This window comes from Vibrio sp. JZG120 (assembly GCF_053890955.1).
Map to the genome: position 1 here is coordinate 197,751 of NZ_JBSRRK010000006.1, position 24,771 is coordinate 222,521.

Consider the following 24,771-nt stretch of genomic DNA (forward strand, 5'->3'; position numbering starts at 1 on the left):
ACTAAGCTCTAATCTAGCTTGCCATAAATATAGGCCAACTCTGCGACGGTTTTCGCTGAGAACTTTTTCAATAGGTTGGCGCGGTGTACTTCAACCGTGCGCATTGCAATGCAAAGTTCGTCGGCAATTCGAATGTTGCGCTTGCCTGCAATGATCAAACGTAAAATGTCTTTTTCTCTGGGAGTGAGCGATTCATACGCCGATTTTGCCGCCGCCATATCAAGGTTTGCAGCCGACTGCACTTGCCCCTGCAAAATGGCTTGTGCCAACTCATCGCCTTTGACTGGCTTTTGGAAAAAATTGACCGCGCCAGCTTGTAATGCATCGACCGCCATCGGGACATCACCATGCCCCGTCAGGTAAATAACGGCCAAGGGGCTGTTGGCTTGATTTAAAACTTGATGGACTTGCTGACCACGAAGATTTGGCATTCGACTATCAAGAATGATACACCCCGCTTGCTGAACGTCCACCTCGTCAAGGAAAGACTGCCCATCAGCAAAAGTGGTGACGTTGAAGTCATGTTCTTCCAACATAAAAGCGAGCGAGTCACGCACCGATTCATCATCGTCGACTACAAAAACAGGTAGCTGCTTTTCACCGCTGCTCATTGAATGCTCCTATGCCTAGTTCAGATTAGTTTTGATATGGAAACACGAGCTCAACCAAACAGCCATGTGGCGCTGTCGAGCTGATGAGAAACTCGCCACCATGCATTTCCATTACATCACGACAAATGGCTAACCCCAGCCCGAGTCCCTCTTCTTTGCTACTCACAAACGCTTGAGTTGGATTCTCTTGCTGCAACCCTGTGCCGTTGTCTAATACTCGAATGGAAAGTTGATTGACTTGGTAGTCACTATGCAGGGCAATTTTACCTTGATAACCTGACGAGTGATATTTCTCTTGGAACAAAGTACACGCATCAATCGCGTTACTGATCACATTAACTAAAACCTGTTGAACGCCCACAGCGTCGACAAGTACCGGACGGACGTTCCCTTCTATACTGGTCACAATCGAAATATTTTGCTTCTGCATTCGAAAATGGAGCAACTCAATCGTGTCATCAATGAGTACTTGAGGATCGCACGGCGCTTTGTCGACACTACGCTTGCGGATCAACGTTCTTAAGCGCTGAATAATTGCATCGGCTCGTTCAACTTGCCCCTGTATTTTCTCAAGCACTGGGACAATATCTTCATGAGGGCGTTTTTTGGCCAAGCGAAGTAAACCGCCTTCACTGTAATTGCGAATGGCCGCCAATGGCTGATTGAGTTCATGGGCAAGACTAGTGCCGATTTCACCGACAATCGCGACTCTTTGTGAATGCTCTAACTGCTCACTTTTCTCTTTTAAACGTAACGATGTCTGTTCCAACGCCTGCTTACTCTTGCTAAATCGATACTCAAGCCAAAAGTGGTACGCGTTCAACACAATCACAAACATGAACAGCGCCCATGCCCATTCTTGATGACTACGCAGCCAGCGTAGAGCCTCACTCCACCAAGGTTGTTGCAACGGATGGAGGTCTAGCGCCTGATAAAGTTTGTCGATGCTCAGCAAGCTGACGGGTGACGTCCAACCTGACGCGCCTGCCGCAATAACCGCAGGGTGTTCAGGTGGCATCGCTAATAACACTTGCGCAATTTGTTTGGCGAGCTGAGCTGAGCTGCGCTCTGTTTTGGCAAATGACCAGTTTGGATATAACGGCGTAGAAACAGCGCACGAAGAATGTTCATTTGGCTGTTGATTTAGGACTCGAAAATCCCCTTGCTGTAACAGACCTTCATTTTGCATCTGTTCCAATAAACAAGCAGGGACGACAGCGGCTTCCACATTGCCATCACGTAATTGATACAGGTTGGCATCAATAGGAAAGCCGAGGTAACGGACATCAGCAAAGAAATCGTTCGGATTAAGACCCATTTCCACGATTTGATAGCGCAACGTTAAGTAACCACCAAAGGCTTTTTCTGATACAGCCGCAACAGGAAGCCCTGAGACATCTTGCAATATTTGATAGCTTGAATTGGCTCGAACCACCAGCGCCGAACCAATGCCGTAGTTCGAATTTTGCGGCGCTCGACTGGTTAGCGTTGCCATCCACGATAGCGCGTATTGCCTACCCAATCGCACTGCCTGACCAGGGTTAGTTAAGATGAAGTCCATCGTCTGAAACTTCACCGCTTGGCCCATTTCATCCAAGTTAAGGGGATGAAGAACAAAATGCACATCAGAAATTTGCTGATTGAGCCAATCAATGGTCGGTTGCCATCTCTGCTCAGCATAAAGATGACCACGTATCGCTAACACGCCCACTTCGACTTTCTGCTTGGCCTCTGGCTGCACTGCCTTTTGCTCTTGCAGATCTGCTTGTTCAGAAACAGCACCCTGAGCCAAAGATGCCAAGGCAACCAAGCAAAGAATCCAAAGCTGAAGCCACAGTGCTTTTTTCATGATGAGTCGAATCGTTCCGTCAAAAGAGTGCGACAAGAATAACAGCTACCTTCCCTAAACCACATTTGTTTTAGATCAAGTTTGATCTGGGTATGTGGAAATCCACAATATAAGCCTCGCGGTGCATTTCTCACAATGGAATCAGTCAATTCAAATACAACAAAAAAAGCAGGTGAGTTATGGATTCCACCAAACGTCGCTTTCTCAGCGCGGTCACAGCCGGAGCCGCGTTAATTCCAGTCGCGGGCATTGGCACGGCTACCGCAGGAAACATTATTCGAAATAACCAATCCGCCGACCGAAAAGGACAAGTCGGAAAACGTTACGCCATGGTGATCGATTTACGTAAATGCGTCGGCTGCCAAGCGTGCACCGTAGGTTGCAGCATTGAAAACCAAGCGCCAATCGGTCAGTTTCGAACCACAGTGAAACAATACGAAGTCACGCTCGATGACGGTTCCACAACCACACAAGAAGCGAAGGCTTTTATGCTGCCTCGACTTTGTAATCATTGCGATAACCCGCCGTGCGTAGCCGTTTGTCCCGTTCAAGCAACCTTTCAGCGAGAAGATGGCATCGTCATGGTGGATAACAGTCGCTGCGTAGCGTGTGCGTATTGTGTACAAGCCTGCCCTTACGATGCGCGTTTTATCAATGAAGACACGCTCACCGCAGACAAATGTACCTTCTGTGCACACCGCTTAGAACAAGGTTTGTTACCCGCTTGTGTGGAAACCTGCGTGGGCGGCGCTCGCGTGATTGGTGATTTGAATGATCCATCAAGTGAAGTCCGCCGCTTAATTGCGAAGCACCAAGACGACATCAAAGTGCTAAAGCCCAATGAAGAGACCAAGCCGCATGTGTTTTACATCGGCATGGATGAACGCTTCACCAGCCACATCGACGGGCAGCCAGCTATTTACGACCCACAAGGAGAGCGCGCATGAACATCACCGAAGTGTTAGTCCAACCTCAAGCAATGGCTTGGCTCCCGTGGGCGGTGCAGTACTTCTTTTACATCGGTTCTGCTTACGCTGCCGCTATTTTGTTCCTAATCGCACTGTTATTTGAGCAACACACCAGTCATCGGTTACGCGCCGCGCTGGTGCTAACGATGGCCATCGGCGCTATCGTAGGCCCGTTGGCGTTAACTGGCGACCTTCACCAGCCGGGACGAGCTTGGCATTTTTACGCGCACATCACGCCGTGGTCATGGATGTCTCTAGGCTCGCTGTTCCTGCCTGTTTTTTCTGCGCTGGCGGTTGCGACAGCATGGCTGTATCTGCGTCAGGATCTTATCGCACTGCGAAATCAACCGGGAAAAGTACTACCTCTGTTATCTAAGTTATCGCTCGGTGAGTGGACAATTTCTCACAAAGTGATGCTCACAATATCTGCAATCACCGTGTTATCAGGCTTAACCATCGCCCTTTATACTGGAGCTGAAATTGCGATCGTAAAATCACGTTCATTATGGCACCAACCCGCGTCACCAATTCTTTGGTTTGTCACTGCATTTATGGGTGCTGTCGGATTCTCTCTGCTGATTTGGCTACTGCTGCCTAGCCAATCGAAAGCTCTCACTTCTGGTGATAACAATTTACTCAAAAAGTCACTGGTAACGAGCGGCGTTCTGACGCTGATTCTCCTACCCATTTGGGCATCCAACAACTCTACATTTTCGCTCTATTCTAGCGAACGATGGATGCACAACATTGCCTTGCTCACTTTTGTCGTTTTAGGTTGTGTTTTGCTCGCCTTCATCTTCTTGCGCGATACCCAAAAGTCCACATCAGCCAGATTTCGTCACGTCATAGGGCTCGGCTTTGTGTCTGCTGCCGCATTGGCAAGCGCGTGGCTGATTCGCTGGTTCACCATCATGGAAGTGCAAACCATCGCCAAGTTCGATGCAGGGATGTATCCATACCAACTCACTATGGATGGAAATGGCTGGATAGGCATTATCGGCATGCTCGGATTATGGCTTGCACTGGCACTGCTCGGCTCAGTGCTGGTTCAGCCAAAACAAAGTATCGAAGCAAAAGCATCATCACTCACCTTAACTGAACGCTAATCAAGAGGATTTCATTATGGATAACAAACGCCGTCAGTTTTTGAAATCAGGCCTTGCAGTCGGTGGGCTTGGTGCATTTGCTGCAGGTTACGCCACCACAACCAAGCACATGGTCGAGGGTGCGATCGAAGGCACAGCAGGAGAAAAAACGCGTGATATTCACCACGGTAACTCGCTTGAACCAGAGTACACGGTCAACAACAAAGGCAACTTAATCCCGAATCCAAATCAGCGCGTCGCTCCATCCATGTGCTTTGGCTGTTGGTCACTGTGCGGGTTGCGTGTGCGCATTGATAACCGTAACGATGAGATTTTGCGTATCACTGGCAACCCATATCACCCATTGTCTCATCAGCAACACATTCCATTCGAAACACCAGTCAAAGATGCTTATTTAAGTTTGGCAGGAGAAGCGGGCCTTGAAGGTCGCTCCACCGCCTGCGCACGTGGAAACGGGATGCTAGAAATTCGCAACAGTCCGTACCGCATCACTCAACCGCTGAAACGAGTTGGCAAACGCGGCGAAGGAAAATGGATTCCGATCAGCTACGAGCAATTGATAGAAGAAGTCGTTGAAGGTGGTGATTTATTTGGTGAAGGTCATGTTGATGGCTTACGCGACATTCGCGATTTAACAACGCCCGTAGATCCTGAAAACCCAGAATATGGCCCGAAAGCCAATCAACTGTTAATGACCAATGCTGGTAACGAAGGCCGAGACGACATCTTCAAACGCTTCGCGTTCAACAGCTTTGGTACGCGTAACTTTGGGCATCATGGCTCTTATTGTGGCTACGCATTTCGTGCTGGTAGCGGCGCATTTATGAACGATTTAGATAAGAACGCACACTTAAAGCCAGACTTTGATAATGCGGAATACATCATCTTCATCGGTATGTCGCCAGCTCAAGCTGGCAACCCTTTTAAGCGTCAGGCGCGCCAACTCGCCAATGTGCGAACAGAAGGCAGCTTGGAATACACCATCATCACACCAAGTTTGCCGGCGGGTTCATCGAGCTTGGCAGCAGGTGACAATAACCGCTGGATACCAATCAAACCGGGCACCGACTCTGCCCTCGTGCTTGGCATGATCCAATGGATCATCGAAAACCAACGCTACAACAAAACCTTTTTGGCGCAGCCAGGGGCAAACGCGATGAAACGAGCAGGCACCGCGCATTGGTGTAATGCTACGCATCTCGTGATAAGCGATGAGCAGCACCCGAGAAACGGCACGTTTTTACGCGCATCGGATCTGACTCTGCCATTCGAGGGCGAAGCGTTGTCTGATTCCGACCCGTACGTCATCGTGGATGACCAAAGCGGCGAATTTGGTGTACATACCCAGACAGAAGAAGCGGCACTGTTTGTCGATAAAACGGTTTCGCTTGCATCAGGCGAAGTACGAGTAAAATCGTCTCTACAAAGGCTCAAAGAAGAGGCGTTCAAATACAGTCTTGAGTTCTACAGCAAACAATGTGAGATCCCTGTTGAGCAAATCGCAGAACTAGCGAAACGCTTCACCAGCTACGGCACAAAAGCGGTGGTCGATACCCACGGTGGCAACATGCACACCAATGGGTTCTATAACTCGTTTACCATCATGATGCTCAATGCATTGATTGGTAATATCAACATGAAAGGCGGCGCGATGGCCAAAGCGGGTGGCTACCCAACTTCCGCTGCGGGTCCTCGTTACGACTTCACCAAATTTGCGGGTAAGGTCGGCCCGAAAGGCGTCTTTCTATCGCGCAGTAAGTTCCCCTACCACAAAACCAGCGAATACAAGCGTCGCGTTGAGTCAGGAAAATCCCCTTACCCAACTCGCGCACCTTGGTATCCGTTTGCAGCGCCACTGCTGACGGAACACCTATCTGCGGCTATTGATGGTTATCCATATCGCGTTAAAGCGTGGATCAACCACATGGCGAACCCGATGTATGGTGTACCCGGTTTGAAAACACTGCTGGAAGACAAGCTTAAAGATCCAAAGCAGCTCGGTTTGATTGTGTCTGTTGATGCGTTCATTAACGAAACCACCGCGTTGTCGGATTACATTGTGCCGGACACCGTTACTTACGAAAGCTGGGGCATGGCAACGCCTTGGCACGATGTTCCGGTGAAAACCGTCACCGCTCGTTGGCCGATAGTGGAAGCGCGAACAGAGAAAACCGCCGACGGTCGCTCGATTTGCTTAGAGAACTTTCTGATTGATGTTGCTAAGAAAATGCAGCTGGGCGGTTTTGGTGACAATGCAATTCAAGATGCACAAGGCAACTGGCACGCTCTCCATCGCGCCGAAGATTTCTATTTGCGAGCTGCGGCAAACTTGGCTTATGTGAAAGGCGGCGTGCCTGAAGTTTCGGCAGAAGACATTGCATGGTCAGGCTTAGAGCGTTTAATGCCAGCGATGCAAAGAACGCTAACAGCGGATGAGATGAAACGAGTGGCGTTTATTTTTGCTCGCGGCGGACGCTTTGAAAATGCAACCGAAGCGTATCAAGGTGATCAAATGAAGCACAAATGGACACGACCTGTTGCGATATGGAATGAACGTGTCGGCAGCGCAAGAAACACCATGACGGGAGATTTCTACACCGGTTGCCCAACATGGCATCCACAAAAGCTGGCCGATGGCACACCAATGGAAGAACAGTTCCCAAGTTCAGAATGGCCTTTCAGCCTGACTAACTTTAAATCCAACATTCACAGTGCGGTGTCCAACCTATCGCCAAGGTTGAACTCAATCAAAGGCGTAAACCCAGTGTACATCCATCCAATCGATGCCGAGCGCGCAGGCATTAAAACGGGTGATGAGTTTGTTATCGAGACTCCATCTGCAAGCACCAAAGCACTTGCGATGATAGTCAGCGGGATTCGCCCTGGCACACTAGGATTTGAACATGGGTTTGGTCATACCGAGCTAGGACAACGCTCGCACTGGATCGGCGATAAACAGCAACCCGTAAAAACTCGCAGCCAAGATGGTGTCAACATTAACGACATCGGATTAATTGACCCAACCCGAGAAGGGAAAGGCGTGTTGTTAGACTGGGTGGTAGGAGCCGCGGCTCGTCAATCATTACCAGCCAAAATCCGCAAAGCTTAGTAGACAACCAAACCTGAAGAGCTGCCATTTAGCAGCTCTTCACATCCTCTAAATATGTGGAAATCCACAATACCTTTAGTTATTGACAAAGCCGACAATACAGCACCCAAGTCACTATCACAGTAGACACTTGGAGATATTAATAACAATTAAAGTGAGTCAGCATGTCAAAAATACTACCTGTGGTGACGGCCTGTTTGCTGGCAACCACAATGGGCGCAAGCGCCTCGTCTATTCCTGAAAAAGCCAGCGTGTGCAGCGGTTGTCACGGCCAAGATGGCATGGGTCAACCAAACATTGCGCCTATGATTGCTGGTCTGAACGCGAATTATCTCAACACCCAAATAGAACTCTTCCTTAGTGGCGAACGACAAAACGTAGTCATGCAAGGCATGGCGAAAGAGCTTAGCGATCCTGCCGTTCGTAAAGAAGTCATGGATTACTTTGCTAACCTTCCAAGCTACGAGTTCACTAACCCAGAGCAACGCGGCGACCAAGCCGACATTCGTAACCCGTATCGTAAATTGATCTTCCAAGGTGATTGGGATAGAAACATCCCAGCTTGCGCGACTTGTCATGGAGCCAGCGGAATGGGCGTCGACAAATTCCCTCGCCTCGCAAGCCAACATGCTGATTACTTAAAAACGCAATTGATGGCATGGAAAAACGGCACTCGCAGTGGTGACCCGCTCAATATGATGGGTACTATCGCGAAAAATCTCACTGACGAAGAGATTGAAAACCTTTCCTACTACTTTGCCTCATTACGTTACTAGGAGCAGACATGAAACGTTTCTATTCTTTGTTCGCATTGCCTCTCATCTCTGCTGCTACTTTGGCCAACGAGCCACTGCCGGATCGTCAAACTGAACTGCCTGCGGTGAAAAAAGAGAATCACGGTGAATATTTGCAGCCTCGCGATCTGAGTAAAATTCCAAACACCGCCTTTGGTGAGCAAGTAAAACGTGGTTATTCCCTATTTGTTAACTCGCAACAAATGCGCGGAAAATACGTTGGTAACGAACAAAACTGTGTGAATTGCCATATGGAAGCAGGACGAAAAGCCAATGCAGCACCTCTATGGGCGGCTTACATGGCCTACCCGGCTTATCGCAAGAAAAACGATCGCGTAAACAGCTACGCAGACCGTATTCAAGGTTGTTTCGAATATTCCATGAACGGTAAAGCGCCCGCTTACGATTCGCCAGAAATTGTTGCCCTTAGTGCTTACGCCTACTGGTTGGCGATGGGCGGCTTGCTCGACAAACATGGTATGACGGATGAACCAATTCCGGAGCTAGACGCAAAAGCGTTGCAAGTTGGTGGAAAAGCAAAAGACTTCCCGCTGCCCGAAGCCATCGCGCAAGCATTACCAATTGAAGAACGAGGTAATCTCTCTGGACGTGGCTACCCAAAAATCGCCGCCCCTGAGCAAGAACCATCACCAGAGCGAGGGGCATTAGTCTACGAAAAGAACTGCGAAACTTGCCATCGCGCCGACGGCTCGGGTATCAAAGGCACCGACGGCCATTCATACATTCCTCCGCTTTGGGGCGAATTTGCGTATAACTGGGGTGCAGGTATGCACCGGATTAACACCGCGGCCTATTTTATTTACGAAAACATGCCGCTTGGGAAAAGTGTCCAGTTAAGCAAACAAGAAGCGTGGGATGTCGCGGCATACGTCAATAGCCACGAGCGTCCACAAGATCCTCGATTTAAAGGCAACGTGAGCGCAAACGCAGAGAGATATCACCAACATCAAGGCTATTACGGAAAAACACTTAGTGGGAAGCAAGTCGGCTCGAATGCTTTCAAGAGCGGTACCGTAGAGTAAAAGACAACCGTTCATCTTAAATACCATTGCTCCCACCTCCCTGCTCAGGTTCTCTGGGCAGGGTTGTTTTACTCTCCTGAAGCAATCACTGCCCCCCTCCAAACCAGCAACGTTAAGTAGTTTTCGGCTTCCAACATACCAATCTTCGCAGTAAAATAATGCACCAAACGCGACTTTGTTTATATCTTAGAGCTTCCATATACTATGATGCCAAAAGTAAGAAACTCGTAAACTCCTGAATCAAAACAAGCGTGTCTAATGAAAAAAGAGTATTCTTAGGACAAATGAATCCAAAACCTACCCGATGAGTATTCAACCTAATTCCCGTCAGTTAATTTCATGCGAAGAATGCGGCCTTGTTGTTCGTATTCCCGATATCGATCAAGGGCAAAAAGCTCAATGTCCTCGATGCGCGCATTCTCTGACAAAAGTGAATGCTAAACCCTATCAAAGCGTGATCGCCATTTCATCGGCATGTTTGATCATGTTGGTGTTAAGCATTTCTTTCCCTTTTATGTCGTTCAGTGTGCAAGGGCTATCGCAAGAAATCACCTTATTGCATGCAGCCAAAATGCTGGCTGAATTTCAAAATGTACTTTTAGGTGTGTTACTTCTCGCAACGGTCGTCGTATTGCCTGCTATCTATGTCGGTCTCATTCTCTTTCTTCATCTCGAAGCATTAAAAGCGCGTAAACATACGCCATCCAAAAAACAGCAACGAATGGCGAAAGTTTTATGTCGCCTTCTGTTTCGAGTCGAACCCTGGCTGATGGTCGATGTATTCTTGATTGGCGTATTAGTCAGCTTAATTAAAATCGCTTCTCTGGCAGACATTGGAATGGGGACTTCATTCTGGGCGTTCTGCGTTTATACCGTACTGGTAGTCAAATGTATTTCTATGGTTGACAAAAGCTGGCTCTGGGGACACTTCATTCCAGCCACCGTGCTGCCCGATGTAAATGAGGGCGATACGCACCATAACCACAACCATATTGGTTGCCATACGTGTCACCAACTCAACCCAATTGAAGCGAAAAAGCACCAATACTGCATTCGTTGTAAAAGCCCTATTCATAAATACAACCCAGCAGATAATTTACAAAAAGCTTGGGCGCTTTTGTTTGCGTCAGTCATTTTCTATATCCCCGCGAATCTTTATCCAATGATGTATACCGTAAGCCTTGGACATTCAGAAGGCTCGACTATCATGGAAGGGGTAATACTGCTTTGGCATTTAGGTTCTTACCCTATTGCGATGGTAATTTTCTTTGCTAGCGTATTCATTCCAATGGCGAAAATGCTGGCACTCGCGTGGCTGTATTACAATGCGCAAAAAGCGCGATATCTTCCTCCTGAAGAAAGTATTTCACGCTTAAAGATATACCGCTTAACTGAGTTTATTGGTCGTTGGTCCATGATCGATATCTTTGTCGTTGCCATCTTAGTTGCACTGGTTCAGTTGCAAAACTTAATGGCGATTTATCCAGGCCCTGCTGCGCTCTCTTTCGCGGCAGTGGTCATTTTCACTATGCTTTCTGCAATGATATTTGACTCACGTTTGTTGTGGCAGTTGCCACAAAACGAAGTGCAGGAGCCGATTTCTGACAACTTAAACGAGAAAGCCAAATATGAGTGATGAGAACAACGTAACCGCTCAAATAAAACCGCAAAAGCAGATTTCTGCGATCTGGATTGTCCCGATCCTTGCGCTAGCCATGGGAGCGTGGATGCTGTTCCAATACATCAACAGTACAGGCCCACAAATTACTCTCCAACTGCCGACCGCAGATGGGATTGAGGTTGGTAAAACCGAGATCCGAGCATTGAATGTTAAAGTCGGTCTGATTACCGAAGTCACTCTCAGTGAGAACTATGATCACATCATCGCCAAAGCGCAGATGAATAAAGACGCGGAGCGCATGCTGCGAGATGACACGATGTTTTGGGTGGTGAAGCCTCGAATTGGCCGTGATGGCGTTTCAGGTTTAGAGACCTTGCTCTCTGGCGCTTACATCCAACTTCAGCCGGGTAAATCCAAAGTAGAAAAGGAGCACTTTACGGTATTAGATGTGCCACCGGTCGCTTCTCCTGATGCAGAAGGCCTGCGTCTTGTATTAACGCACCGCGAAGCTGGCAAACTAGGTGTTGGTGACCCGGTTATTTATAAAGGCTTTACCGTTGGTCGTGTAGAGAAAACCAGCTTTGATGTTGATACTCGCAAGGCGCTGTATCAACTCTTTATTTTCAAACCTTATGACAGTTTAGTGCGCACTCGTACTAAGTTTTGGCTGAATTCTGGTGTTGATTTACAGCTCAATGCCGAAGGGTTTGAAGTTAAGTTTGGCTCGCTAGAGAGCATGCTAACGGGTGGCGTTACCTTCGATACTGTTCCAGGCCTTGAGTCCGGTGAACCACTCACAGAAGACATGGTTAACTTCCGCTTATACGATGATATTAAGCAGCTGAGAGAGGGTATGTACGATGACTACATTGAGTTCGTCATGTTATTTGATGAATCTGTCCGTGGCTTAAAAGCGAATGCGCCTGTTGAGTACCGCGGTCTTCGTATTGGTACCGTAACGAGAGTACCGATGCGTTTACCAACACCAGAAGAAAACTTCTCTGCGAAAAAAATTCCTGTTTTGGTGCGCGTTGAGCTCGGTCGAGTGTACGGAGATTTAGAATCCCAATCTTTATCTATGTTCAAAGAGAAGTTGAAGGAAGAGTTTGCTCGCGGTCTCCGTGGCACCTTAAAGACTGGTAACTTGTTAACTGGCGCGCTTTATATTGATGCAGACTTTTATCCTAATGATGATCAGTACGTTCCAAGTGAATTTGAAGGTTTAGATGTTTTCCCAACCATGCGTGGTGGTTTTGCCCAAGTCCAGCGCCAAGTCAATGACTTCCTAAATAAGATTAATAGCTTACCAATGGAAGAAACGCTTAACTCTCTCAATTCAACGTTAAAAACGTCGGAAAAGACGTTGGCGTCGGCAGAACGTGTCGCGGACAGTATTGATAAACTTTTAAATCAAAAAGAGACGCAAGAGATCCCAACAGATATTCGCCAAAGCTTGCAGCAGTTGCAAAAAACACTCGATGGTTATGGACCAAACTCAACCATGTACAATGAAATGGAAGCCACGCTCAAAGAACTAGAAAGCGTGATGACAGAGTTTAAACCCGTACTTAAACAGCTAAACGAAAAGCCAAACTCTCTCGTGTTTGGAGAAGATGAAATCAGTGACCCAATCCCAGTTAAAGGCCAAAACTAATGAAACGAGTATTCTTTTTGTCTATCGCGCTATTTGTCGGTCTAACGGGTTGCAGTAGTGCTCCAGAAACTAAAGGGGCTTTGTACCTTCTACCTAAGGCGGAACCAGTGACGCTGAGCTCTTCTGATATCTCACAGCGCCCTACTTTAGTTGTTCGTCCAGTAAAACTGGCAAGTTATTTAAACGACAGTGGTATCGTTTACCGAACCTCTGAGACTCAAGTTATCCAGGCAAGAAACAATCAATGGGCGCATAGTATTTCCGAGCAAATCACTCAGAGAGTCGTCACAGAACTACGCCACAAACAGACTCATTACTGGCCGACTGAAATGAACAACCTGTTGGATCAAAATGGTGAAGCCAAACTACAGCTGACGTTAAATAAATTTAATGGTAGCTACAAAGGCAATATCGAAATTGAGGGTGAATGGTTACTCATCAATGCTGAAGGTAAGGTAGAAAACAGTGCACCAATACAAATCTCTCAGCCTCTAAAGGACGAAGGCTATGGAGCACTTGTCGACGCACTGTCCGTCGGGTTGGAAGAAATGACTTCGGACATTGCCAAAAAAATCTAAGATCGATGTTAATTACAGGGAAGCAAGTTGCTTCCCTTTTTTGTGCTGCAAGAAGTTTTTTCGATCGAAATAGATGTAGATAATCAAGCGAGACAAATTGATCTTAGTCAGACTGCAATCCGTTCTTTGGTGCTACTCTACGGCAAAATATAAAGCCCCATCCTATGACCTTATGTAGAGGTCTTGTTGATAAGGTTCTTGAGTAGCAATGTCGATTAACATTTCCGATTTAACCACCGCCCTAAATAAGGTGGAGCATATTCATAAAGTTCAGCTTGAAAATGTGCATCAGTTCTTTAAAGCAAACGAAGCTTTCTCGGTAAAAACGTTCAGCCAACTTATATCTAGTGACTCACTTGATGAGCGATTTAAAACCATCGACAAGGCCTTCTCTTTGCTTGGTGATGTGAAAACCTACCTTTTAGAAGCGTCTTACTTAGTTAAGTAAAAATAAAAAAGCCCCTGTAACTTAATTACCAGGGCTTTCATTTTTATCGCCGCTAAGTTGTGGAGTTACAACTTGTAGCGATCATCAATGACCGTTGTCTCTGGGAAGGTTTTACCCTCGTCCATCGCTTCCTCAGTCTCTTCTTTTACTTTGCTATCGATCCAGAAATTACCAATATCCATTGGATGAAGCACCCATTCTGTCGCTTTTGTCATGCCATCTTTAGGAATTTTAACCCAGCGCCAATGTGCAACTCGAGAATAAGGCACCATGTATCCAGGAACGATGATATTCGCTTTGCTGACATAGTTTTGGATTTGATGCGATAAATCGTAACGCTTCTCCTGATCAAACTCAGAGTCATAAGCTTCAATCAACTGGTCCAGCTCAGGGCCGCTGTAGTTGGTGTGGGCATTCGTTTGTGGTCGATTCGCATTATCCGAGTGTAGATATTCCCAATACGCAGGAATCTCACCAGAACCCATATTCAAGAACGCTAACTGATGCTTTTTCTCAAGAATGTATTTAAACGCAGATGAACCATCAACCAAGTTTAACGTGAACTCAAGACCTGCAAGTTTCGCTTGCTCTTTTAAGTACGCAATACGCGGTGTCCAAGAGTTGTATCCGTAAGTGATAGCAAAGCTCAAGCGTTGGCCCTTGTCATTGACACGAATACCATCTGCGCCAACTTTGTCAAAGCCCGCTTTTTCGAAATGTTTAACCGCCGCATCGGCATCAAACTTAGGCGGTGTATTGTTAGGATCATCGTATTCGCCATGACCAAAGCCGAGTCCATGTGGTTTACGTGAATAATCTCCACGCATGATATTTTCAATCATGCCGTCATAGTCAGTGGCTGCCATAACGCCTTTGCGCACTTCTAGGTTATCCAACATCGGCATCGCGGTGTTCATCCAAAGGCCACCAGCGCCTTGTGGTGCTTCGTTAAAGCCCCAGTACTTTTGGATATAGCCTTTTTTGTACACATCACTATCGGTTTTGTCATGCCAAAAGCTTGGTAGCACCATCTCAAAGTAGTCCAAGTTGCCTTTCTCAAAGTGCTTCATGGCAATATCAGGATCGCGAATCACCTTAATGCGGACTTTTTCTACATTGTAACGGTTTTTATAGTAGCGGTTGTTATACCCCCACCAATCTTCGCCCACGTGTTTGAATGTCACGCTCTTACCTTTCTTCACTTTATCAATGTAGTAAGGCGCCGCAGTTGGCTCAGATTTAAAGTTGAACTTCCTGACGAAGTTATCAGGCATGCCATCGTTATTTGCGTCCTTTTCTCCTTCAAAGAAGTGTTCCGGACGAGGCTGAAAACCATTGCTCGGCATGTTAATCATAACCATGAGCGAGTCATGACTTTGAGCTACAGCAAGATTGACTTTGATCGTGTAGTCGTCAATTTTTTCAACACCAACAACGCTGTTCGTGAAGAAGTCGTTGTACCACGGGTCGATAATGTCTTTTGACGTGTAGTACTTCATCATAAAGACGTAATCATCTGCCGTAATTTTTTCACCATCTGACCACTCGGCCGTTTCATCAAGCTTAAAGAATACGGTTTTGTTGTCCTCTCCAAATGCCCATGACTTAGCAAGTTGGGGGATCCATTTACCAGTATTTGGATGACGCTGAGCAAGCTTTGGTGAACCATCCATTAAATATTGGCGCAAGCCGGAGTTCGCATCTGGACCAACACTTCGTAATGTCTGAGGAAAGCTCTGAATGTAAGTACGATAAGTACCACCTCGTACCGCTTCTTCAGAGGCGAACAGAGGTTCATTGTTATTTGAAATCCATTCTATATCAGCAGGTAGCTCTGCCGCACTCAGTTGAAAACTGGCAGCGGTCAGTGTTGCAAGTACTGAAAATGGCAGTTTTTTAGTCATGTTTCTTCCTTGTTGTGTTTGCGATTAAGGTCGTAGCAAGGAAGACGGAGTGTGAAAGCTGCAAATAGAAAATACGCAGATAGGAAATAATAGGAGCGTAATATGAAGTGACTTCCTGCCAGCTTCTATATTAATTTCAAAGAGTCTCACTAGGTCATCCTAGACCTTACAACGCAGTGAATGCATCCTCGCCATAGTATTCTTTAGGCTTTTGTAACGCAAGTCATCAATAATACATGGTCGCTTTTTCTATGCATCACAGTGAGTTATGTTACAAAAGTGTGATCGATACAGTACCAAGCCCTACTTTTCTCATAATAAACCGTAGAACCTTTATCCGAATAAGCTCCCCCCTACACCAATTAAAGCAAGCAAGTAAGCGAGCAGATATAACTGGTTAAAATGAGCAGTTACTTACTACGGTTGGTATTTTTATTAGATACAAAAAAGGTGAGGCATCACAGCCTCACCTTTCTTTATACAATACAAGACTGTGCTTACATACTAGACAAGCTATCATTGATCGATTTCAACACTGCGGCAGGATCCACAGCTTGAGTAATTGGACGCCCAATAACAAGATAGTCAGAGCCTGACTGAATAGCCTCTACTGGTGTCATGATACGGCGCTGGTCACCTTGCTCAGAGCCAGCAGGTCGGATTCCTGGTGTAACTAACTTAAAGTCTTGACCAAGTTCGCTCTTAAGCAATGAAGACTCTTGAGCTGAACATACGACACCATCTAAACCAGCGTTTTTGGTCAATGTCGCCAGACGAATAACTTGATCCTGAGGCGCAATGTTCAAACCAATACCCGCTAAATCACTTTGTTCCATACTGGTTAGTACCGTTACTCCAATCAGAAGTGGGCGATCTTTACCGTATGGCTCAAGAATTTCACGTGATGCCGTCATCATGCGCTCACCACCGCTCGCATGCACATTCACCATCCAAACCCCTAATTCCGCGGCTGCGCGGACCGCCTTAGAACACGTATTTGGAATATCGTGAAATTTCAAATCCAAGAAGACTGAGAAACCACGTTTGTGGAGTTCACGTACGAAATCAGGACCAAATAGCGTAAACATTTCCTTGCCAACTTTTAGGCGACATGACGCAGGATCAATTCTATCTACAAACGCAAGTGCGTCTGCTTGGTTATCATAATCCAGTGCGACAATAACTTTTTGGTCGATCATTTCATCTCCTAACTATTTTGGTTCTTATTAAATAAAAAGTTAAAAAAATGCAGCGGACAGAAACTCTGTCAGCTGCATTAAAATTATTCACCATCCAATCCGCGGATTGGCTTGATCGTCCCCCACCCTTTACAGGATGGGCAGTGCCAATAAAGGGAATGAGTAGAAAACCCACACTTCCGGCATCGGTAGTGTGGTTTCACTTTTAACTGTTCACCCACCATCGCTTGTAGCGTCGACAGACTGTCCTTCGCGCGACCGTCTTCTGCTTCAGCAATGTGGTAGTCAATTAATCGATAAAAGCCCTTCATGGTTGGATTTTTCAGCAGCTGTTTGGTCAGCAGCTCTTGTGCAGCCCCGACGTTCTCGTGGTGAGCAACCAACTGAGCCAACATTAACTCGGCTGATACGCCTGCTTTCTTATCAATACAAGCTCGCAGAAACTCTACAAGTTCATCTTCCTGGCCCAAATGATGGTAGCACTCTGCAATGGTTGGTAAGACATCGCTGATAAAGTCTTTGTCTTGCTCAAGCACACCCGTCAGGTATTTTATCGTGTGTTTATAATCTTCAGACTCTAGATAAATTCGTCCCAAAGCAATACTCGCTCGAACACACTTTGGGTCTTCTGCTAGGGCTTTTTTAAAGTGCTGTATTGCCTTATTAGTATTACCATCGGCTTGGTCGAGCATTGCAATTTCACACCAAAAATGAGCAATATTCGCACGCATTCTGGAGCGTTTATTACCCAACTTAGCCAATTGATTGGCGTAATAAATTGCTTTTTCCCATTCACGTGTTTGTTGGTAAATGGTTACCAATTGCTGAAGGGCCGCTTCTTTGTAATCTGGCTCTTCGACTAACTGTTCGAAGATTTTCTCTGCACGATCGAGAAAACCAGAGACCATGTAATCTTTCGCCAACTGTTGAAGTGCGAGATTCTTTTGATCCAGTGTTAAGCCAGAGCGAGAAATGAGATTTTGGTGAATTCGGATTGCACGGTCGACTTCGCCACGAGACCGGAATAGGTTACCCAACGCAAGGTGAGTATCGATGGTCTCGTTATCAACTTGGAGCAATTCAATAAAGTGATCGACAGCCTTATCTGATTGGTCAGAGAGCAGCAGATTAAGACCCGTCATATACTGACGAGAGATTTGATGAGATTGCTTCTGCTTGTCTTGCTGAGCGCTGCGATGCCCCATATACCAGCCATACGCAGCAGCTATAGGCAACAACAAGAAGAGTAGTTCAAGCATTAAAGTTAAGCCTTATCCTTATGCCTGTTTTTCGATGGCTGGCTTATCAGCAGGTTTGTTTGCATCTGTAGGTTCGTACTTTTTCAGTTTTTTCTTTAAACGACGAACTTGTAGCTGAGTTTTCAGCTGGATACTACCAAAGATAACCCACGCTAAAGCAAAGCCAACCACAAATACCACACCTAATAGTGTAGATAAGTGGAACTCTCCTTTGGCTAGAAGATAGTTAAAAGTCACGAGCTCTTGGTTTTGGGAACCTAACGCCAATGCAATTAAAAAGAGAGCTAAAACAGCAACGATTTTTATAATTTTCATTTACATCACCCTTCTAGGAGTAAGTCGGTAAGATTATGCAGGAAAATGCTTCTTCAGACTACGTATATTAGCAATAATCTATACCCAAGTAACCTCAAGATGCTTAGTTTGTAGACACGCCTAGAAGTTAAAGTTACTTGGGTGTAGAAAGCTGCAAAGAAAACAGCCAGAATCAACAGCTCGCTTCGTAAACTGCTTGGATACATTACAAAAAAGCGGCATACACAAACGTATGCCGCTTTTTTCAAACTAATAAGAGTGCGTTAGCCAATATTTACACGCTCACGAAGCTCTTTACCAGGTTTGAAATGTGGAACGTATTTACCTTCCAATTCCACTTTATCGCCCGTTTTAGGGTTACGACCTACGCGAGGCTCGCGGTAATGAAGAGAAAAACTACCAAAGCCGCGGATCTCGATACGGTCACCGCTCTCTAGCGTAGAGGCCATGTGCTCTAAAATATCTTTTACAGCATCCTCTACCTCTTTCGCTGATAAGTGTGTTTGCTCAGCGCAGAGTCTTTCAATCAGTTCAGACTTAGTCATAGTTGCCCTCTTTGAGTATCTTTATCACTTATTATAGTAAGTAATACTAATTCCAACAAACACTTGCTGACAATTCTAGACAAATTTTATGCAAAATGCGCAATGAAGAAATGCCTTTTATTAAGATAGTTTACCGTCATTAGTATTACTACTTAAATATGCTCAAATATAAAAAAGGAGCCTTGCGGCTCCTTTTTTGCTTAAGCGAGTATATTATTCGCCTTTAGCAGCTTTGAAAGCGTCAGCCATTGCGTTACCGAATGCATTGTCATCTTGCTTGTTGATAGATGCCATTGCTTCTTGCTCGTCAGCTTCGTCTTTAGCTTTGATAGATAGGTTGATTACGCGGTTCTTACGGTCTACACCTGTGAACTTAGCTTCAACAACATCACCAGCGCTTAGGATTAGAGAAGCATCTTCTACGCGATCGCGAGATACTTCAGAAGCACGGATGTAACCTTCAACGCCTTCTGCGATTTCAACAGTAGCGCCTTTAGCGTCAACAGCAGTTACAGTAGCGTTAACTAGAACACCTTTCTTGTTGTCAGCAACGTAAGCATTGAATGGGTCGTTTTCCATTTGCTTGATGCCTAGAGAGATGCGCTCACGCTCAGCGTCTACTGCTAGAACAACTGCAGAGATCTCGTCGCCTTTCTTGTACTCACGTACAGCTTCTTCGCCAGCAACATTCCAAGAAATGTCAGATAGGTGAACTAGACCGTCGATGCCGCCTTCTAGACCGATGAAGATACCGAAGTCAGTGATAGACTTGATCTTACCAGTAACTTTGTCGCCTTTAGCTTGTGCTTCAGCGAATGACTGCCATGGGTTAGCTTTACACTGTTTCAGACCTAGAGAGATACGACGACGTTCTTCGTCGATTTCAAGAACCATAACCTCAACTTCGTCGCCAACATTAACAACTTTAGAAGGGTGGATGTTCTTGTTAGTCCAATCCATTTCTGAAACGTGAACTAGACCTTCAACGCCTTCTTCGATTTCAACGAAGCAGCCGTAGTCAGTTAGGTTAGTTACGCGACCAGTTAGTTTGTGACCTTCTGGGTAACGCTTAGCGATTGCTACCCATGGATCTTCGCCTAGTTGCTTAAGACCTAGTGATACGCGAGTACGCTCACGGTCGAACTTAAGAACTTTAACTTGGATCTCGTCACCAACGTTAACGATTTCAGATGGGTGCTTAACGCGCTTCCAAGCCATATCAGTGATATGTAGAAGACCGTCAACGCCACCTAGGTCAACGAACGCACCGTAGTCAGTAAGGTTCTTAACGATACCTTTAACTTCAGAACCTTCTTGTAGAGTTTCTAGAAGCTCGTCACGCTCAACACTGTTTTCAGATTCGATAACAGCACGACGTGAAACAACTACGTTGTTACGTTTTTGGTCAAGTTTGATAACTTTGAACTCTAGCTCTTTGTTTTCTAGGTGAGCAGTGTCGCGGATTGGGCGTACGTCTACTAGAGAGCCAGGAAGGAAAGCACGGATACCGTTTAGTTCAACAGTGAAACCGCCTTTAACTTTACCGTTGATGATACCAACAACAGTTTCAGCTTCTTCGTAAGCTTTCTCAAGTACGATCCAAGCTTCGTGACGCTTAGCTTTCTCACGAGAAAGTTGAGTTTCACCGAAACCATCTTCAACAGCGTCTAGAGCTACGTCTACTTCAGCGCCAACTTCAACTTCAAGTTCGCCAGCAGCGTTCTTGAACTGTTCAGCAGGGATAGCAGATTCAGACTTAAGACCAGCGTCAACAAGAACGAAACCGTTCTCGATAGCTACTACAGTACCTTTAACGATGCTGCCTTGTTGGAATTCTGTTTCGTTTAGAAACTCTTCAAAGAGTTGAGCAAAAGATTCAGTCATTTAGTTAATCTTCAATAAATTAAACTTCCACGGGTATCCTACCGCATGGGGTTATTAAATTCGCCAGTCATCATCCTTGCGACCAACGCTCTTAGTCTAGCCGAGTATCATTACTCAGCTAGCTTCGATTCGATATATTGTAGTGCCTTTTCTACTACTTCGTCGATAGTCATCGACGTAGAATCTAGCACAAGCGCATCCTCAGCAGGGCGTAGTGGCGCCACTGGGCGGTTACGATCTCGGTCGTCACGCTCTTGGATCTCGCTTAAAAGGTCAGCAAATTTAACATCTAACCCTTTCTCTTGCAACTGTTTAAGGCGTCGATTTGCACGCTCTTCTGCGCTCGCATCAAGGAAGATTTTCGCTTGTGCACTTGGGAATACAATTGTGCCCATATCACGACCATCAGCCACTAGGCCCGGAGCGGCCTCAAATGCACGCTGACGACGTAATAATGCTTCACGAACACGTGGCAGAGCCGCAACTTTAGATGCTGCCATACCCGTTTCTTCTTTGCGAAGCTCCCCTGACACATCTTCGCCTTCTAGAACGACCTTAACTAAGTCACCCTCTGCGATAAATTGAACGTCTAGGTGTGTTGCCAGTGGGACAAGTGCGTCTTCTGACTCTGTGTCGACACCGTGGTGAATCGCAGCGAGTGCAAGTACACGATAAATTGCGCCAGAATCTAAGAGTTGGAAACCCAACTTTTTCGCCAGCAACATACATAAAGTGCCTTTACCTGCACCACTAGGTCCATCTACGGTTACAACCGGAGTTTGAGAGGACATGTTCTTCTCCACCTATAGTTTCTTTTCAGCAATTTGCTCGGTTTTCGAGGCGCGCATTATACGGGTAATCGCCCTTTGGAGCGAGGAAAAATGTCGTGTAAAGCATTACACCTAATGCGCAATTGGATTCATCAATAAACATAAGGTTCAACAAAAACGGCGAGAGCTTCCACCCTCGCCGTTTCAAATGTCATGATCTTAGGTTCGATTAAACAATCGGTTTTTGACCACGCTCAGCTAACTTTAAGATCACACTGTCAGCAACTTTGCCCGCGACACCTGCTAGCTTGTCTGCCAGTTTTTTCTTCTGCACATAATGCACAGAAAGTACGGTTTTATCTTTGCATGCCGCAACAACGATATCATCAGATGTACTAATGTCATCCACCAAACCAAGCTCTTTCGCTTGTGTACCGAACCAGTGCTCACCTGTGGCTACTTTGTCTAGGTCCAAACTAGGACGACGCTCGCGAATGAAGTCTTTAAACAAGACATGTGTTTCTTCAAGCTCTTGCTTAAACTTATCGCGCGCTTTATCGGTATTCTCACCAAACATCGTTAGCGTGCGTTTATATTCACCCGCGGTTAGTTGTTCGTACTCAATGTCATGTTTCTTCAACAGTTTGTTGAAGTTAGGAATTTGCGCGATAACGCCAATAGAGCCCACAATTGCAAACGGTGCAGAAACAATCTTATCTGCGACACATGCCATCATGTAACCGCCACTTGCCGCAACTTTGTCAACAGAGATGGTTAGAGGAAGACCCGCAGCTTTGATTCGGTCCAGTTGAGAAGAGGCAAGGCCGTAACCATGAACCATACCACCGCCAGATTCTAAACGAAGTAATACTTCATCACCTTCACGTGCGACAGCCAAAATAGCAGTGATCTCTTCACGTAGAGACGCGACTTCTTTTGCGTCTATGCTGCCGTTGAAATCAAGAACGAATAGGTGTGGTTCACGCTTGCTATCTAATGAACCGTCTTTGCTCGCTTGTTTGATTTCTTTCTCGCGAGATTTGTTCTTCTCTTTTTCTTCTTTTTTGACGGCTTTATCTCGAGCCTTGATGAAAGCATCGTCATGCAAATGATGCTCTAACTGTTCAACAGATTGTTTGTGTTGCTCTGAAAGGTTGGTAATCTCTAACTCCCCTTTCGCCGCACCCGATTTGCCACCAGCCGATTTTGCAATAATGAGCAGAACAATTATCGCAGCAACCACCGTGATAATTTTGGCCAGAAACAGACCATAATCTAATAAAAATTCCAACGAGAGCTCCTTTATCTCATTTCAGATGACGTTAGTATGTTACGCAGAAACATCAGCGAGAAGGCAGCGCGGTTTGTAACCACTTGTTCTGATTGATAGCATACCTAACGAAAGTTCTGGAATTGGTATAACACATGAATTGGTGTATTGTAACCATCTTGTCACGATTACCAAGATTTTCCATTGAGAAACAGGCGTTTTTTAGCGTCAATTAACTATCATGGACCCTCTTACAATAATAAGGATTTATCGCCGTGAACTACTCCGTTTCAGCTGATGCTCTAAAAGGTAAAGTCATTCTTGTTACTGGCGCTGGTAATGGCATCGGCCGTCAAGCCGCGCTTTCTTATGCCGAGCACGGTGCAACTGTTATTCTCTTGGGTAGAAATGTGCAAAACCTTGAATCTATCTATGATGAGATTGAAGCCGCTGGCTACCCACAAGCTGCTATCATTCCTCTGGATCTCAAGGGCGCAACTAAGCAAAATTACATTGATATGGCAGAGACAATCGAAGGACAGTTTGGTCGTTTGGATGGCCTATTACACAACGCAGGTGTCTTGAGTTCGCTGTGTCCATTTGATCAAATCAAAGAGGAAGATTTCGACGATATCATGCAGATCAACGTGAAAGCAGAAGTGTTAATGACTCAAGCACTACTGCCTGTGATGCGTAAATCAGAAGCTGGGCGTATTATCTTTACCTCTTCGACCGTCGGCCACTCTGGTCGCGCTTTCTGGGGGCCATACGCTATCTCTAAATTTGCCGTAGAAGGCATGATGCAAGTTTTGGCTGACGAGCTGAGTGATACGCCGATCCGTGTTAACGCAATTAACCCTGGTGCAACTCGTACTCGCATGCGTGAAAAAGCATACCCGGGTGAAGATGCAAATACTCTCAAAACGCCATTGGATCTCATGCCGCTATATTTGCACTTAATGGATCCAGCGGTTACCGATGTGAATGGTCAGTGCATCGACGCTCAACCGAAGCGTAAATAACGAATTCAGGTTACCTCACATAATCGATTGAAAAGGCAGCAAACGCTGCCTTTTTTCATTTCTCTCTTCATAAAAATCTTGCGACTTTCTGCCATAGAAATATACTGTACATATATACAGGTATTTATTATGCACGATATTATTCAGCACTTAAAAAGCCAGCACCTTGTTTGGCAAGCAAATTTAACGAAAACAGATCCTCAGCAGTTGCGGACTAGTTCCGGGTTTTCTGAATTAGATGATTTGCTCGGCGGAGGCTTTCCACCTCATGGCGTAGTGGAGATGGAATCTATTGGTAGTATTGGTGAATTGCGTTTGCTCGCTCCTTATTTAAAAGCCACCCAGACCAATGGTGTGACTGCATTTATTCAACCTCCCGCGTTAGTGAATTCTCTGTTCTTACACTACATCGGTTTGGATATAAACCAAGTGTGGGTCGTTAATCCAGCTCATCCCAAAGATGCTCTTTGGGCTGCAGAGCAATGTCTGAAAAGTGGGGTATGCAGTAATGTTTTGTTATGGCAAGAAGAGCTTGAAATACATCAAGTGAAACGCTTACAGGTAGCGAGTGAGCAAGGCACTTGTCCTCTATTCATGCTCAAGCCTAATATGACAAACCGCTTGTCTTTACCTGTTTCATTAAGCCTAAAGCTGCAAGGTAATGTACAAGGCGTCAAAGTGGAAGTTCTCAAGCGAAAAGGCGGTTGGAGCAAAGGCAGTGTCGATATCAGTTTCCAACACCACTACCCACAACTGGTAATGCCAAGCACGACTCACATTCCATCAACGGTGGTCAATTTCCCATTGGCGAACCAAGGTTAG

Annotated in this window: 21 protein-coding genes; 11 read left to right on the forward strand and 10 right to left on the reverse strand. The window is 45.9% G+C overall.

Annotation, left to right across the window (positions count from 1 at the left end):
- Nucleotides 1–8 precede the first annotated feature (8 nt).
- Both ACWPOD_RS15030 and ACWPOD_RS15035 read right to left on the reverse strand, forming a co-directional pair.
- Nucleotides 9–611, reverse strand: coding sequence for a response regulator transcription factor (locus ACWPOD_RS15030; protein ID WP_085343528.1), 603 nt, complete (start codon nucleotides 609–611; stop codon nucleotides 9–11).
- Between the two features lie 25 nt (nucleotides 612–636).
- Nucleotides 637–2,460, reverse strand: a complete 1,824-nt coding sequence (locus tag ACWPOD_RS15035) for a sensor histidine kinase (RefSeq protein WP_456232024.1) — start codon at nucleotides 2,458–2,460, stop codon at nucleotides 637–639.
- A gap of 179 nt (nucleotides 2,461–2,639) precedes the next feature.
- On the opposite strand from ACWPOD_RS15035, the gene dsrO reads away from it, so the two are divergent.
- The 9 genes from dsrO (at nucleotide 2,640) to ACWPOD_RS15080 (ending at nucleotide 13,781) form a co-directional block, all read left to right on the forward strand.
- Complete coding sequence (gene dsrO, locus ACWPOD_RS15040; protein WP_029795570.1) at nucleotides 2,640–3,407, forward strand: sulfate reduction electron transfer complex DsrMKJOP subunit DsrO; 768 nt, start codon at nucleotides 2,640–2,642, stop codon at nucleotides 3,405–3,407.
- The gene (gene nrfD, locus ACWPOD_RS15045; protein ID WP_167426388.1) at nucleotides 3,404–4,534 is read left to right on the forward strand and encodes an NrfD/PsrC family molybdoenzyme membrane anchor subunit; all 1,131 of its coding nucleotides are present in this window, start codon (nucleotides 3,404–3,406) and stop codon (nucleotides 4,532–4,534) included. The genes dsrO and nrfD overlap by 4 nt, the downstream gene beginning before the upstream one ends.
- Before the next feature lie 16 nt (nucleotides 4,535–4,550).
- Entirely contained in the window at nucleotides 4,551–7,643 is a 3,093-nt protein-coding gene (locus ACWPOD_RS15050) for a molybdopterin-dependent oxidoreductase (RefSeq protein WP_456232025.1), read from the forward strand.
- Nucleotides 7,644–7,855: 212 nt separating this feature from the next.
- Nucleotides 7,856–8,419: a c-type cytochrome gene (locus ACWPOD_RS15055; RefSeq protein WP_180766580.1), complete on the forward strand. Its 564-nt coding sequence runs from the start codon at nucleotides 7,856–7,858 to the stop codon at nucleotides 8,417–8,419.
- Nucleotides 8,420–8,427: 8 nt separating this feature from the next.
- Nucleotides 8,428–9,480, forward strand: coding sequence for a c-type cytochrome (locus ACWPOD_RS15060; RefSeq protein WP_456232026.1), 1,053 nt, complete (start codon nucleotides 8,428–8,430; stop codon nucleotides 9,478–9,480).
- 304 nt (nucleotides 9,481–9,784) lie between these two features.
- The gene (locus ACWPOD_RS15065; RefSeq protein WP_167426385.1) at nucleotides 9,785–11,116 is read left to right on the forward strand and encodes a paraquat-inducible protein A; all 1,332 of its coding nucleotides are present in this window, start codon (nucleotides 9,785–9,787) and stop codon (nucleotides 11,114–11,116) included.
- Nucleotides 11,109–12,755 carry an intermembrane transport protein PqiB gene (gene pqiB, locus ACWPOD_RS15070; protein ID WP_005397101.1) on the forward strand — a complete coding sequence of 549 codons (1,647 nt, stop codon included), beginning with the start codon at nucleotides 11,109–11,111 and terminating at the stop codon, nucleotides 12,753–12,755. Before ACWPOD_RS15065 ends, pqiB begins: the two co-directional genes overlap by 8 nt.
- The gene (locus ACWPOD_RS15075) at nucleotides 12,755–13,333 is read left to right on the forward strand and encodes a PqiC family protein (protein WP_167426384.1); all 579 of its coding nucleotides are present in this window, start codon (nucleotides 12,755–12,757) and stop codon (nucleotides 13,331–13,333) included. The genes pqiB and ACWPOD_RS15075 overlap by 1 nt, the downstream gene beginning before the upstream one ends.
- A gap of 208 nt (nucleotides 13,334–13,541) precedes the next feature.
- Nucleotides 13,542–13,781, forward strand: coding sequence for a hypothetical protein (locus ACWPOD_RS15080; RefSeq protein WP_005397103.1), 240 nt, complete (start codon nucleotides 13,542–13,544; stop codon nucleotides 13,779–13,781).
- Between the two features lie 65 nt (nucleotides 13,782–13,846).
- On the opposite strand, the gene ACWPOD_RS15085 is transcribed toward ACWPOD_RS15080, so the two are convergent.
- The 8 genes from ACWPOD_RS15085 to sohB form a co-directional block, all read right to left on the reverse strand.
- Nucleotides 13,847–15,685, reverse strand: coding sequence for an extracellular solute-binding protein (locus ACWPOD_RS15085; protein WP_456232027.1), 1,839 nt, complete (start codon nucleotides 15,683–15,685; stop codon nucleotides 13,847–13,849).
- Between the two features lie 497 nt (nucleotides 15,686–16,182).
- Nucleotides 16,183–16,884: an orotidine-5'-phosphate decarboxylase gene (gene pyrF, locus ACWPOD_RS15090; protein ID WP_005397105.1), complete on the reverse strand. Its 702-nt coding sequence runs from the start codon at nucleotides 16,882–16,884 to the stop codon at nucleotides 16,183–16,185.
- An 83-nt stretch (nucleotides 16,885–16,967) separates the two neighbouring features.
- A complete protein-coding gene (lapB, locus tag ACWPOD_RS15095) occupies nucleotides 16,968–18,143 on the reverse strand; it encodes a lipopolysaccharide assembly protein LapB (protein WP_005376665.1) in 1,176 nt (391 codons plus the stop codon).
- An 18-nt stretch (nucleotides 18,144–18,161) separates the two neighbouring features.
- Nucleotides 18,162–18,458, reverse strand: coding sequence for a LapA family protein (locus ACWPOD_RS15100; RefSeq protein WP_005397112.1), 297 nt, complete (start codon nucleotides 18,456–18,458; stop codon nucleotides 18,162–18,164).
- A 263-nt stretch (nucleotides 18,459–18,721) separates the two neighbouring features.
- On the reverse strand, nucleotides 18,722–19,003 hold the full coding sequence (ihfB, locus tag ACWPOD_RS15105; RefSeq protein ID WP_005385816.1) for an integration host factor subunit beta: 282 nt from the start codon (nucleotides 19,001–19,003) through the stop codon (nucleotides 18,722–18,724).
- A 213-nt stretch (nucleotides 19,004–19,216) separates the two neighbouring features.
- Nucleotides 19,217–20,887, reverse strand: a complete 1,671-nt coding sequence (rpsA, locus tag ACWPOD_RS15110; protein WP_005385817.1) for a 30S ribosomal protein S1 — start codon at nucleotides 20,885–20,887, stop codon at nucleotides 19,217–19,219.
- 110 nt (nucleotides 20,888–20,997) lie between these two features.
- Nucleotides 20,998–21,678: a (d)CMP kinase gene (cmk, locus tag ACWPOD_RS15115; RefSeq protein WP_005397113.1), complete on the reverse strand. Its 681-nt coding sequence runs from the start codon at nucleotides 21,676–21,678 to the stop codon at nucleotides 20,998–21,000.
- 208 nt (nucleotides 21,679–21,886) lie between these two features.
- Entirely contained in the window at nucleotides 21,887–22,948 is a 1,062-nt protein-coding gene (gene sohB, locus ACWPOD_RS15120) for a protease SohB (RefSeq protein WP_005385819.1), read from the reverse strand.
- A gap of 254 nt (nucleotides 22,949–23,202) precedes the next feature.
- Here sohB and ACWPOD_RS15125 point away from each other — a divergent pair, with 254 nt between their 5' ends.
- Both ACWPOD_RS15125 and imuA read left to right on the forward strand, forming a co-directional pair.
- On the forward strand, nucleotides 23,203–23,949 hold the full coding sequence (locus ACWPOD_RS15125; protein WP_006743161.1) for a YciK family oxidoreductase: 747 nt from the start codon (nucleotides 23,203–23,205) through the stop codon (nucleotides 23,947–23,949).
- Nucleotides 23,950–24,078: 129 nt separating this feature from the next.
- Complete coding sequence (gene imuA / locus ACWPOD_RS15130; protein WP_012841595.1) at nucleotides 24,079–24,771, forward strand: translesion DNA synthesis-associated protein ImuA; 693 nt, start codon at nucleotides 24,079–24,081, stop codon at nucleotides 24,769–24,771.